Origin of the sequence: Streptomyces sp. NPDC096012, assembly GCF_040426375.1 — a bacterium.
Classification (GTDB): domain Bacteria; phylum Actinomycetota; class Actinomycetes; order Streptomycetales; family Streptomycetaceae; genus Streptomyces.
In genome coordinates this window covers 152,612-168,117 of record NZ_JBEOTD010000014.1, presented here as the reverse complement: position 1 = coordinate 168,117, position 15,506 = coordinate 152,612, and the positions used below count along the sequence as shown (strand labels likewise).

17 protein-coding genes are annotated in these 15,506 nt (G+C 72.6%); 3 read left to right on the top strand and 14 right to left on the bottom strand.

The window, feature by feature from the left end; all coding sequences use genetic code 11:
* The coding region (locus ABVB68_RS16840) for an aminotransferase class I/II-fold pyridoxal phosphate-dependent enzyme (protein WP_353601836.1) at nt 1-876 on the bottom strand (876 nt) is incomplete at its 3' end.
* A gap of 380 nt (nt 877-1,256) precedes the next feature.
* Entirely contained in the window at nt 1,257-2,171 is a 915-nt protein-coding gene (locus tag ABVB68_RS16835; RefSeq protein ID WP_353601835.1) for a hypothetical protein, read from the bottom strand.
* A gap of 451 nt (nt 2,172-2,622) precedes the next feature.
* On the opposite strand from ABVB68_RS16835, the gene ABVB68_RS16830 reads away from it, so the two are divergent.
* From ABVB68_RS16830 to ABVB68_RS16820, 3 genes are all read left to right on the top strand, one after another.
* The gene (locus tag ABVB68_RS16830) at nt 2,623-3,000 is read left to right on the top strand and encodes a DUF2795 domain-containing protein (RefSeq protein ID WP_353601834.1); all 378 of its coding nucleotides are present in this window, start codon (nt 2,623-2,625) and stop codon (nt 2,998-3,000) included.
* The gene (locus ABVB68_RS16825; RefSeq protein WP_353601833.1) at nt 2,997-3,215 is read left to right on the top strand and encodes a hypothetical protein; all 219 of its coding nucleotides are present in this window, start codon (nt 2,997-2,999) and stop codon (nt 3,213-3,215) included. Before ABVB68_RS16830 ends, ABVB68_RS16825 begins: the two co-directional genes overlap by 4 nt.
* Nucleotides 3,216-3,281: 66 nt before the next feature.
* Entirely contained in the window at nt 3,282-3,824 is a 543-nt protein-coding gene (locus ABVB68_RS16820; protein WP_353601832.1) for a type 1 glutamine amidotransferase domain-containing protein, read from the top strand.
* Between the two features lie 361 nt (nt 3,825-4,185).
* On the opposite strand, the gene ABVB68_RS16815 is transcribed toward ABVB68_RS16820, so the two are convergent.
* The 12 genes from ABVB68_RS16815 to ABVB68_RS16760 form a co-directional block, all read right to left on the bottom strand.
* Nucleotides 4,186-4,443: a DUF6158 family protein gene (locus ABVB68_RS16815; RefSeq protein ID WP_353601831.1), complete on the bottom strand. Its 258-nt coding sequence runs from the start codon at nt 4,441-4,443 to the stop codon at nt 4,186-4,188.
* A gap of 183 nt (nt 4,444-4,626) precedes the next feature.
* Complete coding sequence (locus ABVB68_RS16810) at nt 4,627-5,517, bottom strand: PEP/pyruvate-binding domain-containing protein (protein WP_353601830.1); 891 nt, start codon at nt 5,515-5,517, stop codon at nt 4,627-4,629.
* Nucleotides 5,514-7,208, bottom strand: a complete 1,695-nt coding sequence (locus ABVB68_RS16805) for a PEP-utilizing enzyme (protein WP_353601829.1) — start codon at nt 7,206-7,208, stop codon at nt 5,514-5,516. The genes ABVB68_RS16810 and ABVB68_RS16805 overlap by 4 nt, the downstream gene beginning before the upstream one ends.
* Before the next feature lie 94 nt (nt 7,209-7,302).
* Nucleotides 7,303-8,382, bottom strand: coding sequence for a 4-hydroxy-2-oxovalerate aldolase (gene dmpG, locus ABVB68_RS16800; RefSeq protein WP_353601828.1), 1,080 nt, complete (start codon nt 8,380-8,382; stop codon nt 7,303-7,305).
* The gene (locus ABVB68_RS16795) at nt 8,379-9,293 is read right to left on the bottom strand and encodes an acetaldehyde dehydrogenase (acetylating) (protein WP_353601827.1); all 915 of its coding nucleotides are present in this window, start codon (nt 9,291-9,293) and stop codon (nt 8,379-8,381) included. The genes dmpG and ABVB68_RS16795 overlap by 4 nt, the downstream gene beginning before the upstream one ends.
* Nucleotides 9,290-10,108, bottom strand: a complete 819-nt coding sequence (locus ABVB68_RS16790) for a 2-keto-4-pentenoate hydratase (RefSeq protein ID WP_353601826.1) — start codon at nt 10,106-10,108, stop codon at nt 9,290-9,292. Before ABVB68_RS16790 ends, ABVB68_RS16795 begins: the two co-directional genes overlap by 4 nt.
* A 127-nt stretch (nt 10,109-10,235) precedes the next feature.
* Complete coding sequence (locus ABVB68_RS16785; protein WP_353601825.1) at nt 10,236-10,958, bottom strand: IclR family transcriptional regulator; 723 nt, start codon at nt 10,956-10,958, stop codon at nt 10,236-10,238.
* 278 nt (nt 10,959-11,236) lie between these two features.
* On the bottom strand, nt 11,237-12,298 hold the full coding sequence (locus tag ABVB68_RS16780) for an NADH:ubiquinone reductase (Na(+)-transporting) subunit F (protein WP_353601824.1): 1,062 nt from the start codon (nt 12,296-12,298) through the stop codon (nt 11,237-11,239).
* Between the two features lie 68 nt (nt 12,299-12,366).
* A complete protein-coding gene (locus ABVB68_RS16775; protein WP_353601823.1) occupies nt 12,367-13,278 on the bottom strand; it encodes a catechol 2,3-dioxygenase in 912 nt (303 codons plus the stop codon).
* Nucleotides 13,278-13,628: a 2Fe-2S iron-sulfur cluster-binding protein gene (locus tag ABVB68_RS16770; protein ID WP_353601822.1), complete on the bottom strand. Its 351-nt coding sequence runs from the start codon at nt 13,626-13,628 to the stop codon at nt 13,278-13,280. The genes ABVB68_RS16775 and ABVB68_RS16770 overlap by 1 nt, the downstream gene beginning before the upstream one ends.
* Nucleotides 13,629-13,631: 3 nt before the next feature.
* The gene (locus ABVB68_RS16765) at nt 13,632-13,955 is read right to left on the bottom strand and encodes a phenol hydroxylase subunit P4 (RefSeq protein ID WP_353601821.1); all 324 of its coding nucleotides are present in this window, start codon (nt 13,953-13,955) and stop codon (nt 13,632-13,634) included.
* A gap of 5 nt (nt 13,956-13,960) precedes the next feature.
* A complete protein-coding gene (locus ABVB68_RS16760; protein WP_353601820.1) occupies nt 13,961-15,475 on the bottom strand; it encodes a YHS domain-containing protein in 1,515 nt (504 codons plus the stop codon).
* Nucleotides 15,476-15,506: the final 31 nt, after the last annotated feature.

The window sequence follows — 15,506 nt, the reverse complement described above, 5'->3', positions numbered from 1 at the left end:
GGCGGCCACGCGCGCGTGCAGCCGTACGGTGCTTTCGCGGCGCTCGACGACGGGCGGGGGCTCGTCCAGGGCGTACCCGGCGGCCGCGGCGACGGGGACGGGGATCCACGCGCCGAGCGCGGTGAGGATGTCGAGCACGCGCGCGTGGAGGTGCCGGCCGGCCCCGGTGTCCGGGAAGCGTGCGATGGCGGCGGGCCAGCCGGGGGGCAGCAGGGCGCCGGCCAGGTCGGTGACGACCGTGACCCGGTCGGGGCGCATCTCGGCCGGACTGAGCAGCACCGTCGCGTGCGGGGCGTGCAGCGTGTCCCGCCACGTCTCGTCGCTGACCAGGTGCAGCCCCTCGGCGGTGGCGGCCTCGACGGTCTCGTGCAGCAGTTCGGGCGGCGCGACGGTGGCGGTGGGGTCGTCCGCGACGGACAGCACCAGCAGCCGCGGGTCGCCGCCCTCGGCACGGACCCGGCGGACGGTCTCCAGCAGGGCGTACGGGTCGGGCACGCCGCCGCTCTCCGCGGGCGTGGGCACGTGGAAGACGGGCCGGCCGAGCAGCCGGGCATAGGGCGCCCACCAGGCGGCGCAGGGGCGGGGCGCGAGGACGTCGGCGCCGTCTCCGGCCAGGGCGGCGGTGAGGGCGAGCAGCAGCGCGGGGGCGCCGGGGCCGGCGACCACCTGGTCGGGTACGCACGCCAGTCCGCGCCGGGTCCAGTAGCCGCAGGCCGCTTCCAGCAGGGCGGGGGCGCCGCCGGCGGGCTGGGCGTCGGCGCGGTGCGCGGCGGCGGCGAGTACGGCGGCCAGTTCGGGAAGAACGGGCAGGCCGTCGCCGGGCAGGGGCGGCCCGTACCGGACGGGGCCGTGGCCCTCGTGGTCCGTCCGCCGCATGTCCGCCTCCGCGCAGTGGGTGGTGCCGTGTGCCGCCCGTCGGGGTCGAGCGCCGCCGGGAGGCCGCCGTGTGATGCGTGTGCCCCCCGGAGCCGCCGTCCTCCGGGCCGGCTGGGCGGACGCCGTGGCCGCCTGTCCTGCCGTGTCCTGCGTGGTGCGTCCGGTGCGGGCCGCCGCACCGTCCGCCGTGGACGCCGCCCGCTCCCGGTGCCCCGTTCGGCCCTCCTCACCGTTCGCCGCTGCGCCGCCTGTACCGCTTGTGCCGCCTCTGCCGTCGAAGGTGTGGGGTGCTTGGGGTCCTTGTTGTCGGTGTGTCCTTCGGAGAGGTGTGTACCCGTCGGGCCGCCCTCCATGGCCCATGGCGGGCACCGAAGTAGTGGTCACATCCCTGTGGGCCGGTCTCCCGGGGACCGCAGGCGGCCGTGGATCCGGTAGGCGGCACCACCGCAGGCGGCGGCGATGAACAGGCCTCCGGCGACGAGCGCGGGCACCGAGTCGTTGAACGTTCCTCCCGTTCCGGCGTCCACGGCGCCCTGCCCGGACGCCTGGGCGCATCCGCCGGAGCCGTGGGATTCACGGCAGGTCTGTCCGTCCGGGCATGGCACGCCATGGGACTCCTCGCACCGCCGCCCGTCGTCGGCGCAGGACGCACCGTGGGACTCGCCGCAGGTACCGCTCCCCCCGGGGCAGGACGACGCCCCGTGCGACCCCTCGCACCGGCCGCCGTCCCCGGAGCAGGAGCCGGTACCGCCGCCGGTTCCGCTGCCCCTGCCGGTCCCGGTGCCCTTCCCGGCTCCGGTGTCCTTGCCGGCTCCGGTGCCGGTGCACTCCCGGCCCGTGTCCTCCTGGCAGGGTCCGTTCTCCTCGCACGGCGACCGGTCCGGGCACGCCTCCCCCTGACAGCCCAGGCCGCCATGGCTCTCCTGGCCGTCCTGGCTCCCCTGGCCGTCCTGGCTCTCCTGGCCGTCCTGGCAGGACTCCGGCTCCCGGCACTGGTCCCCGGCGCCGTCGCCGCCTCCGGCGTCCCAGTCGTCTCCGCCAGGCGTGACGTCGTAGGTGGTGCTCCACGGCGTGCCCGGTCCGCCGGTGGCGGCCGGACAGGCCCCGCCGGTGGTCCGCTCCGCGTCCGGGCCGGAGCCGGCGTCGCAGGCCGGGGAGGCAGGGGCCGAGCGGCCGGGCGGAGCGGTGCCGGGACCGGCGTCGGCGGCCGGGTCCGCGAAGGCGGCGGGCCCGGCCAGCGCCAGCGCGGCACCGGCGACGAAGGCGACGGACAGGGCGCGTGCGGTGCGGCGCATGGGACGGGCTCCTCGACGACGGGCGGCGGGCTGACGGCTGGTCGGGCGGGCGGTACGCCGCGGCACCGGCACGGCGGTACGGCTGTACGGCGTCCCGGGTACGGGGCACGGGCCGTGCCCCGCTGCCATCACAGCCCGCGCCGCGCCGTACCGCGCGCGGCCGGACCCCATTCGCGGGACACGCGCGGCCAGCCGGGTGACGGACGCGCACCCCGGCAGACGGGTGAGCGTGCGAGCCCCCCGCCCACCGAGACCGGACACCCCGGCGCACCCTGCACGGTTCCCCGGCGTCCCGGGGGCCGTGCGTCGCCTCCGCACCCGGCGGTGTGCCGGGGCCCCGGAGGTTTTCCGTCTCCTGCACAGGTGACTCGGTATGCGTCGAGGTGAAATTCCGTGTCGGCTCCCGTCAGCCGGGTACGCGACGCGGACCTTCGATCCCGAGGAGGGAGACATGCAGCGAGGCAGCGACCGGTTGAGCGCGCACCGGGACGACGAGATGAAGCACGAGCTGGAGGGTCTGCTGAGGTCCGGGCACCCCACCCGGGTGGAGGAGTGGCACGATCCGGAGCCGGCCGCGGACGACGACCCGGAGGTGTGGAGCGGTCCGGTGGGCGGTCTCGGCTCGCCTGCGTCGCTGGAGCGGCTGCGGCTGGAACTGGCCCGCAACCTGGGCCGGCACACCTTTCCCGCGAAGGCGGGCGAGCTGGCCCGGACACTGCGCCGGAGCAACGCCCCGGGCCCGCTGATCGACGCGGTGGCGCGTCTGCCGCACGGTGAGCGCTACGAGAACGTGGAGCAGCTGGCCAAGGCGCTGGCGGGCGGGGAATGAGCCGGGACCGGGCGGCCGAGATCACGCGGACGGGCACCACCGTCGACGTCGGCGAGACCAGGACGCGGTTCCGGACGGACGGGCCGCTGCCCGGCCGGTTCGGGCCGGGCCTCGCCGACCGGGCGACGCACCGTCGCACGTGGGTCGAGGACACGGCGGGGACCGGAGTCGCCGCCGTACGGCGAGGAGCGGCTGCGCTGCCGGCGGGCCACTGAGAACAGGAAACGGCGCGCAAGGGCGGCACACGCCGTCACGCGTGCCGGGAAAGGAAGCTGAGGATCATGCGTATCGCGTTTCTGGTGGCGCCCGAGGGCGTGGAGCAGGTCGAGCTGACCGAGCCGTGGAAGGCGGCGTCGGACGCCGGGCACCAGCCGGTGCTGGTGTCGACCGACTCCGGGAAGATCCAGGCGTTCAACCACCTCGACAAGGCGGACACCTTCCCGGTGGACGAAGTGGTGGGCGAGGCGTCGGCCGACTCGTTCGACGGCCTGGTGCTGCCGGGCGGCGTGGCCAACCCGGACTTCCTGCGGATGGACGCGAAGGCCGTCGCCTTCGTGAAGGACTTCTTCGAGCAGGGCCGTCCCGTCGCGGCGATCTGCCATGCGCCCTGGACGCTGGTGGAGGCGGACGTCGTGCGCGGCCGGGGGCTGACGTCCTGGCCGAGTCTGCGCACCGACATCCGCAACGCGGGCGGCACCTGGGTGGACGAGCAGGTCAAGATCTGCGACCACGGTCCCAACAAGCTGGTGACCAGCCGCAAGCCGGACGACCTCAAGGCGTTCTGCGAGACGTACCTGCGTGTGTTCGCCGAAGAGACCGGCTGAGCCGCGGCATCCGCTGAGTGAGGAAAAGGGCCGGCTCCCTGCCGGCCCTTTTCCGCGCGCTGCCGCCGCGGGCGTCCGTGGCGCCTCTCCGTGCGCTGCGGGCGCGGAGTCTTCGGGGCCCTTCCCGTGCGCTGCCGGAGCGAAGCGTTCGTGGCCCTTCCGTGCCCTGCTGCCGCGGGCCTTCGTGGCCCTTCCCGTGCACTGTCGCCGCGAGCGTCCGTGGCGCCTTCCCGCGCGCTGCCGGAGCGAAGCGTTCGTGGGCCTTCCCGTGCCCTGCCGCCGCGGGTGTCCGTAACGCCTTCCCGTGCCCTGCCGCCGCGGGCCTGCTGTGGGCCGCCTGCTCCGGGGCGTCCGGAGTCGGTCAGGTGCCGGGGGTGCCCGGGGTCGCCGCCTCGCCGCAGGTGCGCTCCCGGGCGCCCTCACGGGTGCGGGCCGCGCTCACCACTCGGCGCGGATTGCGGCGCAGGTACTCGCCCTCCAGCTGCGCCATGCGCTCGTTGTGGGCCCGCAGCGCGTCGTTGGAGCCGTACAGGAGGGTGTCGTGGCGCGTGCGGTGGATCGTCTCCAGCTCCTTCATGAGCTGCTGGTCGTCCAGCCGGCTGGGGTCGACTCCGGTCATGGTGGTTCCCCGCTCGTCGTGGTTCGTGTCCGCGGTCCGGGTACCCGCCCGGAGTGCCTTGCCCCCGAGCGGTTCCGCAAGGAATCCATGGAGCTCGCATCTGTGAGTCCACTGTACGAACATCCGGGGTCCCGGGCCTCCGCATGGGCCGACCGGTCCCGGCGCGACGAGGAGGACGACCGGCTAGACGGTGATGGGCCGGGCCTGGAGCACCACGGGCTCGTCCGTGTCCTCCTCCAGGGCCCACTCGATGTCGGCCGGGCATCCGAGGACCTCCTCGATGCTCAGCGCGAGCCGCAGCACCGCCCGCAGCGAAGGCGGGGAGAGGAGGGTGCCTCCGTCGCCCGGCAGGCTGTCCCGTACGGTGCCACGCACGCGTTCCACGGTGTGGTGTTCGGGGATCGTGACGCCGTCGACGAGCGCGTCGCCGAGGCCCGGCACGGCCTCGATCAGCGCGCAGTCCGGGGCGGGGGTGACGGTGTCCACGCTGAAGACGACACCCGAGACGCGCGGCCGCACCATGCGGGTGACGCCGAGGGCCATGCGGGTGCCGAACGCCTCCGAGCCCCAGTAGGCGAAGGCGGCGGGCGAGAAGGCCGCCGCCCAGCACCGGGCGACGGCCGCTCCCAGCGTCGCTTCGCCGGTGACGTGCAGCTCCGTGCGGTAGAGGCCTGCCGCGCTGCGCCCCGCCGTGTCCTCGGTGTTCGCCGAACTCCGCACGGCCACCGAGGGCTCGGGGGTTCCCAGGCGCCTGGCGAGGCGGAGATATCCCGCCACGGCCTGCGTCTCCACGGCGACCGGGATGCCCGTCGGGCTCGCGACCGGGCCCGGACCGGCGGCGCCTCGGGCGGCGGCGGAGAGGGCGAACGCCGCCGTGGTCAGCACGAAACCGTCCGGCACGCTGAAGCCTGCCTGCCGGAGACGGGCCAGGGTGGCCATCTTGCCGCCCGCCACGCCCGCGTCCAGCGCGCCGGGGTCGTCGAGGTCGACGGTCAGCGACTGGGGCGGAGCGGTGCCCGCCGCGTTCCCGTACGGCGCTCCGGCCCCGTCGGACCTGGGCACGGGGGTGGTCATACGGCCGCCTCCCGGGACAGCACGGTCACCAGACCGCGTCCGCCGTCCACCTCGACACGGTCGCCGTCACGGACCAGTCGGGTGGCGTTTCCGGTCGCCACCACGCAGGGCAGGCCGTACTCGCGGCTGATGATCGCGGCATGCGTCAGCGCGCCTCCCGAGTCGCACACGCACGCCGCCAGCAGGGGGAAGGCAGGCGTCCAGTTGGGCGTCGTCGCCTCGCAGACCAGCACGTCCCCCTGACGCAGGCCCGTGATGTCGTCGGGGGAACGGAGCACCCGGGCCCGGCCACGCGCCACGCCCGCCGAGGCACCGAGCCCGGTGATCATCAGATTGGTCGCGCTGCTGGTCGTCAGCGGCGCCTCGACATCGCCGAGCCCGAAGATCTCCCGGATGATCGGGTCGTCGGCCGAGGGCGTTCCGATCACGGTCGGCAGTTCCCGGCGGCGCCGCTGCCAGCGGCTGTGGTAGGCGCGGCGCTCGGCGACGGGACCGGACAGCTCCCCGGCGTCCAACCGGCCCTCGCACAGGGCCAGCAGCTCCTCGCCGAAAAGCAGCAGCCCGTCCTCGGCCCGGTCCAGGAAGGCGGCGCCGGCGGCGAGGCCGGCGCGCCTGACCGGCAGATGGGCGCGCAGGTCGATGTAGAAGTTGTGCTCCTCGTTCCACCACATGAAGTTGGCCCGGCGGGCCTCGGCGAGTGCGGCACGCACCGTCCGCGCCGCGACGGGGCCCAGGCCGGCTGTGATGTCCTCGCCGGACGTGCTCGAGGGCCGCTCGGCGGCGGTGTGGGCCACCCGGTCGTGGCCGTTGCGCAGGAGGGCGCGGATGAGGTCCAGCGGCCGGCCCGGGTCCTCGCGCCAGGACGGCCAGGACACGTCGATCACGCCCTCGCAGCGGTGCCCGTAGGTCTCCAGGAACGCATCGAGGTCGGTCAGCCAGTCCGCCGCCGCTCCGTTGTTCCGCAGCGCGCCGTACAGCTCCTGGCCCCGATGGCGTTCGAAGACGTCGGCGAGACCGGCCTCCTGCGCCCGCTCGGCGAGCCCGACCAGGCCCCGGGCTGTCGCGAGGATCTTGGTGTCGTCACCGCGCAGGGCCTCGAGGGCCGCGGCGCGGCTGACGCCGGACTCGGCACACACGCCGATGAACCGGTCGTACACCAGCAGCAGGCGGTACATCACCTCGAAGTGCACCTGCCAGGCGTACCGGTGGGCCTCGACGGCACGCCGGTAGTAGGCGGCGACGGTGCCGGGGGCGACGTCCCGCAGACCGGCGTGTTCCAGGGGGCCCAGGCGGCGCTGGATCTCCTGCGCCCGCTGAGCCCAGAACCGGGGGAACTGTTCGGGGAAGACCGCGGCGACGGCCGCGGCCGACTCCGCCCGTGCCGCCGCCTCCCCGGGGTCGAGGGGCCGCGCGCCGGTGTAGACGTGGGTCCCCGCGACCCGGCACTCCAGGCCGGCGCTCGAGGGCAGCGGCAGGGTCCGGGCCGCTTCGGCGCTGGCGGTGACCATGCCGTCCGCCACCAGGTCGTGCGACAGGGGCAGGATGCCGCGGGGGAAGTGGAAGTCGAGCCGCCAGGTGCGGGCCTCGTCGCCGGGGACGAACCCGTGCAGGGCGCTGTCGGCGCACCGGCTTCGCGGGTAGTACGGCTCGGTCGCGAACCCGGCGGTCGATGTCGTGGACGAGTGCGGCATGAACTCCAACTTCCCCGCGGTATCAGCGGCCACCCGGCGTGCTCACCGTGGACGGGGCCACGACCCTAACGCCCCTGTCCCGCCGCGTCACCGGTCAGGACCCCACCGCGGTGCGCCGCGGGGCCGCCCGTTCGTCGCGAAGGGTCAGCGCGACATCGATGATCATGTCCTCCTGGCCGCCGACGTAGCCCGCCTCCCCGACCTTCCGCAGGATCTCGTGCGCCGGTACGCCGTACCGCTCGGCCGCCCGCTCGGCGTGCAGCAGGAAGCTGGAGTACACCCCCGCGAAGCCCTGCACGATCGAGGAGCGGTCGGCCCACGGCAGTCGCGGGATGAACGGCCAGGCGATCTCCGCGGCGGCCGCGAGCAGCGCGTCCAGGTCCACTCCGGTGCGCAGCCCCATCCGGGCGAAGACCGCGCCGAGGACCTCGGTCGGCGAGTTCCCCGCCCCGGCGCCCAGGGCACACAGTGACCCGTCGATCTGCCGGGCACCGGCCTGCTGGGCGGCGATCGAGTTGGCGACCCCCAGGCAGAGGTTCTGGTGGCCGTGCAGACCCACCTCGGCGTCCTCGCCCAGCTCGGCGACCAGGGCCGCGACCCGCGCCGCGGCGTCGTCGGGCAGCAGTGCTCCCGCGGAGTCGACCACGTAGACGCACTGGCATCCGGCGTCGGCCATGACGCGGGCCTGGGCCGCCAGTTCCCCGGGTCCGATCCGGTGCGAGAGCATCAGGAAGCCGACCGTCTCCATGCCGAGCTCGCAGGCCGCGCCGAAGTGCTGCACCGAGACGTCGGCCTCGGTGCAGTGGGTCGCGACGCGCGCCACGGACGCGCCCGCGTCCCGCGCCCGGCGCAGATCGGCCACCGTGCCGACGCCGGGCAGCAGCAGCACCGCGATCGCGGCCCGTTCCGCCTCCTGCGCCGCCGCCTCGATCAGCCGCAGCTCGTCCACGGCCGAGAACCCGTAGTTGAAGGAGGAGCCGCCCAGTCCGTCCCCGTGCGCCACCTCGATGACGCGGACGCCGGCACGGTCGACGGCCCGCACCACCGAGCGCACCTGGTCCTCGGTGAACCGGTGGGCCATGGCGTGACTGCCGTCGCGGAGCGTGGTGTCGGTGATCCGGACGTCGAGGTCGTCCCGGCGTCGTGTCGAGCCGTTCGTGTGGGTGCCGGTCATCGGGTCGCCACCGCCTTCCGTGAGGCCAGGAGTTCGCCGACCCGCGCCGCGGCGGCGGTCATGATGTCGAGATTGCCGGCCCAGGGCGGCAGGTAGTCGCCGTTGCCCCGGACCTCCAGGAAGACCGCCACGCGGGCCAGGCCGCCCCAGTCCGGACGGGGATCGTCGTACTGGGGGTCGGCGCGCAGGGTGTATCCGGGCACGTAGCGCCGTACCTCCTCGACCATCTCGTGCACGGAGGCGTCGACGGCGTCGCGGTCGGCGTCGGGGTCGATGGCGCAGAAGACCGTGTCCCGCATGATCATCGGCGGGTCCACGGGATTGAGGATGATCACCGCCTTGCCGCGCCGGGCGCCGCCCACCTCGACGATGGCCGTGCCGGTGGTCTCGGTGAACTCGTCGATGTTGGCGCGCGTACCGGGGCCGGCCGAGCGGGAGGCGATGGACGCCACGATCTCCGCGTACGCCACCGGGGTCACCCGCGTGACGGCGTGGACGATGGGGATGGTCGCCTGGCCGCCGCAGGTGATCATGTTGAGGTTGGGCGCGTCGGCGTGGGCCGCGAGGTTGACCGGCGGACAGACGAACGGCCCCCGTGCTGCCGGGGTCAGGTCGACCGCCCGGATCCCGGCCTCGGCGTACCGGGGCGCGTTCGCCTGGTGCGCCTTCGCGCTCGTCGCCTCGAAGACGATGTCGGGCCTCTCGGGACGGGCCAGCAGCCAGTCGACCCCCTCGGCGGAGGTCTCCAGTCCCTGGGCGGCCGCCCGGGACAGTCCGTCGGACGCCGGGTCGACGCCGACCATGTAGCGCGGTTCGACGTGGTCGCTGCGCAGCAGCTTCGCCAGCAGGTCCGTGCCGATGTTGCCGGGGCCGACGATGGCCGCGACGGCCTTGCCCGTGTTCGTGGTCATACGCGCTCTCCGCTCACTTCTTCGCCGCCGTCCTGGGCGAACCGGACCGTCACCGTGCCGAGACCCGCGAAGGAGGCCGTCACGCAGTCCCCGGCCCGTACCGGTACCGCCGCGGTGATGGAACCGGGCAGGACGACATGGCCCTCCTCCAGGGACACACCGAAGGCGCCCAGGGTGTTGGCGAGCCAGACCAGCGACGCCAGGGGGGTTTCGAGCACCGCTCCGCCGGCACCGCTGCCGACCAGGGCACCGTTGCGGTGCAGCAGGCAGCCCATCAGCCGCAGGTCCACCACGGACAGCGGCATCGGCCTGCCGCCGAGCACGAGGCCGCCGGAGGAGGCGTTGTCGCCCACCGTGTCCGTGAAGGTGATCCGCCAATCCGCGATGCGCGAGTCGATGATCTCCAGGGCCGGGAGGACGAAGTCGACGGCCGCGGCCGCCTGCGCCGCCGTGACGCCCGGTCCGCGCAGCTCTCGCTTGAGCACGAAGGCCACCTCCGGCTCGACGCGCGGCTGCAGGAACCGCGCGGTGTCGACCGGTTGATGCTCGCCGAAGCACATGTCGTCGAGGAGGACCCCGTAGTCCGGCCGGTCCACGCCCAGCTGGCGCTGCATCGCCGCCGAGGTCAGCCCGACCTTGTGGCCGAGTACCGTCCGCCCCTGCGCGAGGCGCTCGCGGATCTGGATCTGCTGGATCTCGTACGCGTCGGCGGGTGTCAGATCGCCGTACTTCTCGCTGAGCGGCTCGATCGGTATCCGGCTGTCGTAGGCCTCCCGCAACCGTCGTGCGGCCTCGGCCCGCTCCACTGCGTCCACTTGGTGCACCTCCGCTTCGTCGAGGTGGACGCTAGGACGGCCCGCGGCGCGGCCGGCGGAGCGTTCCTCAGGGCGGAACGCGCGGTTCGGCGGTCACCGGCCCGGACCGTTCCGTGCCGCACCCGCCTCAGATGCACAGGTCGTGCGCCAGGCGCCGGGCGACGGCCGTGACCAGGCCCGCCTGCGCGGTGAGCGCACAGCCGACCTCGCGGATGGGCGCCACGATGGAGATGGCGGCGCGGGCCCGCCCGGTGCGGTCGAGCACGGGGGCCGCCACCGTGGTCATGCCGTGGACGGCCTCCTGGTCGTTGATGGCGAACCGGTTGCGGCGGACCTCGTCCAGCGCGGCCTCGTAGCGGTCGGCGGTGCGGATGGAGCAGGAGGTCCAGTACGGGAAGCCCGCCGCCCGCCGGGCCTCGGCGACCTCCGGGTCGAAGGCCGCGATGGCCTTGCCCGAGGCGGTGACATGGGCCGGCAGCCGGTGCCCGACGTCGCTGAGCAACTGCAGGCCCCGGTGGCTGTGCAGCCGCTCGACATAGATGATGTCCGCGCCGTCGGGGACGGCCAGGTGGATCGTGTGGCCGGTGCGCATCCTCAGCTGCTCCAGCAGCGGCAGGGCGGTGCGCCGCAGCCGGGACCGGGTCGCCGCGGCCTGGCCCAGCTCGTACAGCCGCAGGCCCAACCGGTAGCAGTTGGTCTCGGCGTTACGCTCGACGAAGCCCTTGGCGCACAGGGTGGACACCATCCGGTGCACGGTGCTCTTGGCGACGCCGAGCTTGCGGGCCAGCTCCGATATGCCCAGCTCGTCCGAGGACTCCAGGCAGGCGAGCACGTCCAGTGCCGAGGCCACGGACCTCAGTCCTCCTGACGTCTGGTCCGGAATCATCGCTGCGTCTGCCCCTGTCACCACGGCGGTCCTCCAGTGTCGGGCAACGCGCGCGTTGCGCGTGCTGGATCGACATTCGCCCGTGCGAGCCTCTGACGCAAGACATCCGACACAGGCCGGTGGAAGATCGCCAGGAGTGCTCCACCGCTGGTCGCAGGGCCGCCGGCACCCCCTCGGGCAGGCCGGCGAACCGCCGGGCGCGAAAGGCGGACGTGCCCGGCGGCGAACGGTAAACGGTGCCTTCAGCGCTTGAGCAGAGGGCTGCGCACCCCCGTCCCGGCCGCCTTGTCGCGTTCGTCGAAGAAGTCCTCGCGATAGATGTCCCGGGGGAAGAGCCGCTTGCGCATCAACAGCTTCAGCGCCGCGTCCACCATCGGGGGCGGGCCGCAGAGATAGGCGACATGACCCCGGCAGGTCTCCAGGTCGGCGTCCAGGACGTCGGTCACACGGCCGTGGGCGAAGCCCTCCACGACCTCCTCGGACAGACACGGCCGGTACCGCAGGCGGTCCGGGTACCGGGCGCCGAGCTCCCGGAAGAAGTCCACGTCGTAGATCTGCCCGGCGGTGCGCGCGCCCTGGTAGAGCACCAGCCGCCGGTCCAGGTCCTGTCCGAGCACGTGCTGGACCATCGACTTCAGGGGCGCCAGCCCCGTGCCGCCCGCGATGAGCAGCGCCGGCTCCTCGCGGTGCTCACGGTAGAAAAACCTGCCGTAGGGTCCGGCGAGATGGATCCGGTCCCCCACCGCGAGCGAGGCGAAGACCCAGCCGTCGGAAGCCACCCCGCCCGGGGTGCGCCGGACGTGGAACTCCAGCAGGCCGGGGTCCGAGGGCGGACTCGCCATGGAGTACGTCCGGGTGCAGCCCTTGCCCGGTACCCGGATCTGCACGTACTGGCCCGCGTTGAAGGTCAGTTCACCGTCGAGCCGCAGCCTGATCCGCCGTACGTCCACGGCACAGTCGTCGATCCCGGTGACCGTGCCGGTGAAGTCCCGCACGGGATGGTGGGTCACACCCTCCTCGTCCTCGACGTCGCCCTCGATGGTCAGGTCCGAGCGGGGCCGGGCGCAGCACAGCAGTGCCTTGCCCTCGTCGCGCTCGAAGTCCATCAGCGCGAAGGACGAGGCCTCACCGTGCTCCACCTCCCCCTCGACGACCTCGGCCTTGCACGTACCGCAGGTGCCGTGGGTGCAGGAGTGCGGCAGCCAGATCCCGGCGCGCAGGCACGCGTCGAGGATGTTCTGGTCCTCCCGGCAGAGGATCTCCTTGCCCAGCGGGTCCACCGTCACCCGGTAGCTGGCGGTCATGTTTGTCGCTCTCCTGCCTGTCCCGTCGGCTGCTGTGCTGTGGGCGCGTCCGGCCCGGCCCTCCCCGTTCAGGTGAGGACGGAGGTGAAGCGCTCGTTCAGCTCCCGGCCGATGTAGAAGATGCCGGCGGCCAGCTGGTCGGCCGTCCACGTGATGGTCGGGAAGTCGTCGTGGACCATGTAGCCGCCCGAGAAAACCTCGTTGCGGTTGCCCGACGGGTCGAAGAAGTAGATGGTCTCGCCCCGGGTGATGCCGTGCTGGGTGGGACCGACGTCGACCGGTACGTCGTCCATCGCGAACAGCCCGCCGGCCCGCTTGATCTCGTGCCAGTCCGTCAGGGCGTACGCGAAATGGTGCAGCTTGCCGTTGGGGCCCTTGATGAAGGCGATGTCGTGCGGGGTGTTGGAGCAGGACATCCACGACCCCAGCAGCGCTCCGTCGTCGAGATGCTCCACCACCCGCTCGGCGCTGCGGAAGTCCAGGCACTCGGAGAAGAAGCGCTCCAGCGTCTCCGGGTCCTCGGTGGTGATCAGACAGTGGTCGATCCGGGGCACCCCGACCCCGACCAGCTCACGGGGGAACGGCGCCGGGTTCAGCGTGCCCGTCTCGGTGCCCAGGAACTCCGCCTCGTGGTAGAGCTCCACGACGTGGTCGGAGGGCAGGACCACCCGCACACCGTCCCCGATGCCGACGTTCTCGCCCCGGCTCATCCGCTCGGTGAGGCAGCCGAAGGCGGCGGCCCGCCGTTCGAAGTCGTCCAGGTCGGTGGACCGGGCCACCTTGTAGCCGAGCTTGACGAGGCCGACGCCGCCCTCCTCCAGGACGACCGAGTGGTGGTCCCACTCGTCCCACGCCTTGTAGTACGCGACCCCCTGTTCCTGGTGGACCTGCTTCATCCCCAGCGTCCCGCCGTAGTGCGACCGTGCCTCGTCGAGGTCGGTCACCCGGGCGTGGACGTATCCCAGTCTCATGACACCCATCACTTCACCCCTTCGTCCTGCCCCTCCCCCGCGCCGCGCGGCGGCGTGAGGAAGGGGTTGAGTCGGCGCAGTCGTTCATCGCGCAGCCGGATGACGATGTCTTCCTCCGGCACGGCGCGACAGCTCAGGCAGGTACCGCCGGCGCGCTCCTCGGCGGTCAGCACACTCGTGGCGACGGTGGCCGGATAGACCACCTCGCCCTCGACCAGATCGACCTTGCAGATGCCGCACCCGCCACGCCGGCAGCCGGTGCGGTAGCCGTACCCGGACCGGTACAGGGCCGACAGGACGCACTCGCCGGGCCGCAGCGCGACGGTGATTCCGTCCGGCTCCACCGTGACCGTGGCCACCGCTCAGGTCCCGAAGGTGAGCACGCTCTTGTGGCCGATGCCCAGCCCCTCCAGCGACGCGTCCCCAGCGGGGGTGAACGCAGCCCCGTCCAGGGTCCAGCCCCGCTGTGAACCCGGCCGGTGGTCCGGGTCGTTGGCCGCCCACGGCTCCACCACCGTGTCCAGGAACTCACCCCAGGGCATGGTCCTGGGCGCGCGGAAGGTGGCGGCCGCGGCGAAGAACGGGTTCCCCTTCCACATCACGTGGACCAGCAGGTCCTCGCCGTAGAGCTCCTGCCTGCTGCGGGAGGGAAAGTCGTAGGTGTCGTTGATCGCGACGACGGGCATGACGGTCAGCTCCTCACCGGCTCGTCGGTTCCGGCGTGCCAGCGCAGCCAGTTGGTGTGGTCGGGGGAGCCGAGGTACTCGCCGGCGTCGCCCTCGTGCAGGCCGTACCACTGGAGGACCTCGGGCAGTGTGGGCCCCCCGCAGTTGCCCTGCAGGATCTGGTGCACCGGCAGCCAGGCCTGGACGTACTTCTCCGGCTCCCGGTCGAAGATCCACTGGCAGCCGTCCGAACAGAAGTGGAAACGCTCGCCGTTGTGCACGGACTCGCGCTGGCACAGCGTGTCCGGGTCGCCCACCTCGGTGAAGAGCATGGGCACCTGGCAGACCTGGCACAGCTGGGGCAGGCCCGTGTTGAAGAAGCGGCCACCGCCCTCGGCGACCCTGCGGGCCTTGTCCCACAGCGGCCGGTAATGACGGTCGAAGGTGTCCGGATACTGCTCGGACAGCCACCGCTGGTGGTCCTCGTCCGGCACGGTGGTGGTGAAGCCGGCGGCGAAGGAGAACTGGTAGAGCGTCCAGTACACCTGGTGGGAGAGGATCTCCTTCTCGGCGATCGCCTGCTCCACGTGGCGGGGCGGACGGATGCCGTAGAACTCCAGGTCCTTGAAGAGCCCTTCCAGCATCTGCTCCTCGAAGTAGAGCTCGAAGGACTCCTTCCAGCTCATCACCTTGCGCGGCAGCATGTAGTCGAGCATCTGTGCCACCAGGGCGACCAGGCGGTACCCGCGCCAGAACCACTTGTCGATCCAGGCCTGGATGAGGGGCACGTTGTCCTCGTCCTGCTCCAGCAGGAACTTGATGGCCTCCAGACCGAGGGTCATGTGCCGGCTCTCGTCGCTCTGCGCCGAGAAGCCGAAGGTCATCGACGGAACGTCGCCGTTGAAGCTGGCGCCGCTCATGAACGGCACGAACAGCAGGTTCGTCAGCAGGTACTCGAACGAGAACGAGACCGCGATGAGGAACTCGAAGGGACCGGCGGTCAGCGCGTCCTCGAAGAAGGACTTGGGCACCGACAGGTACCACACCCGGTCGAACATCTTCGGCCAGCTGTGGAAACCGCCGTAGTACTTGTTGTACGCCGACATGGTGTGCACCTCGGTCTGCGTGTGACGCAGCTCGTCCACCGACTGGCACAGCGCGGCGAAGCGCGGGCCAGGACCGTTGAAGTGGCGGGCGAGGAAGGCGAAGTGGCGGTTCGCCGCGTACTCCAGCGGCGTCACGCCCTGGATGAACAGCTTCATCGCGTTGAGGTAGCGCGCGTCGGACAGGCTGAGGTGGCCCTGCCCCTGCGCGAAACCGTCGATCACGGCGTAGAGCCGCTTGTCCTTCTCCGACTGGTACTTGTAGTAGGCGTCCACCGTGAGCCGGAAGGGGTCTTCCCACTTCGACCAGTCGTGGATCTTGATGCCTTCGAAAGCGGTGTACGGGAAGAGGTCCTTCTCCTTCACATAGCTGGGCTCCCAGTCCAGGTCCCGGGTGAGCGCCGAGTAGCGCTGCTTCATCGACAGCTTCTTGGCCATGGATTGTCCTTCCACAGGTGCGGCGCGGTGG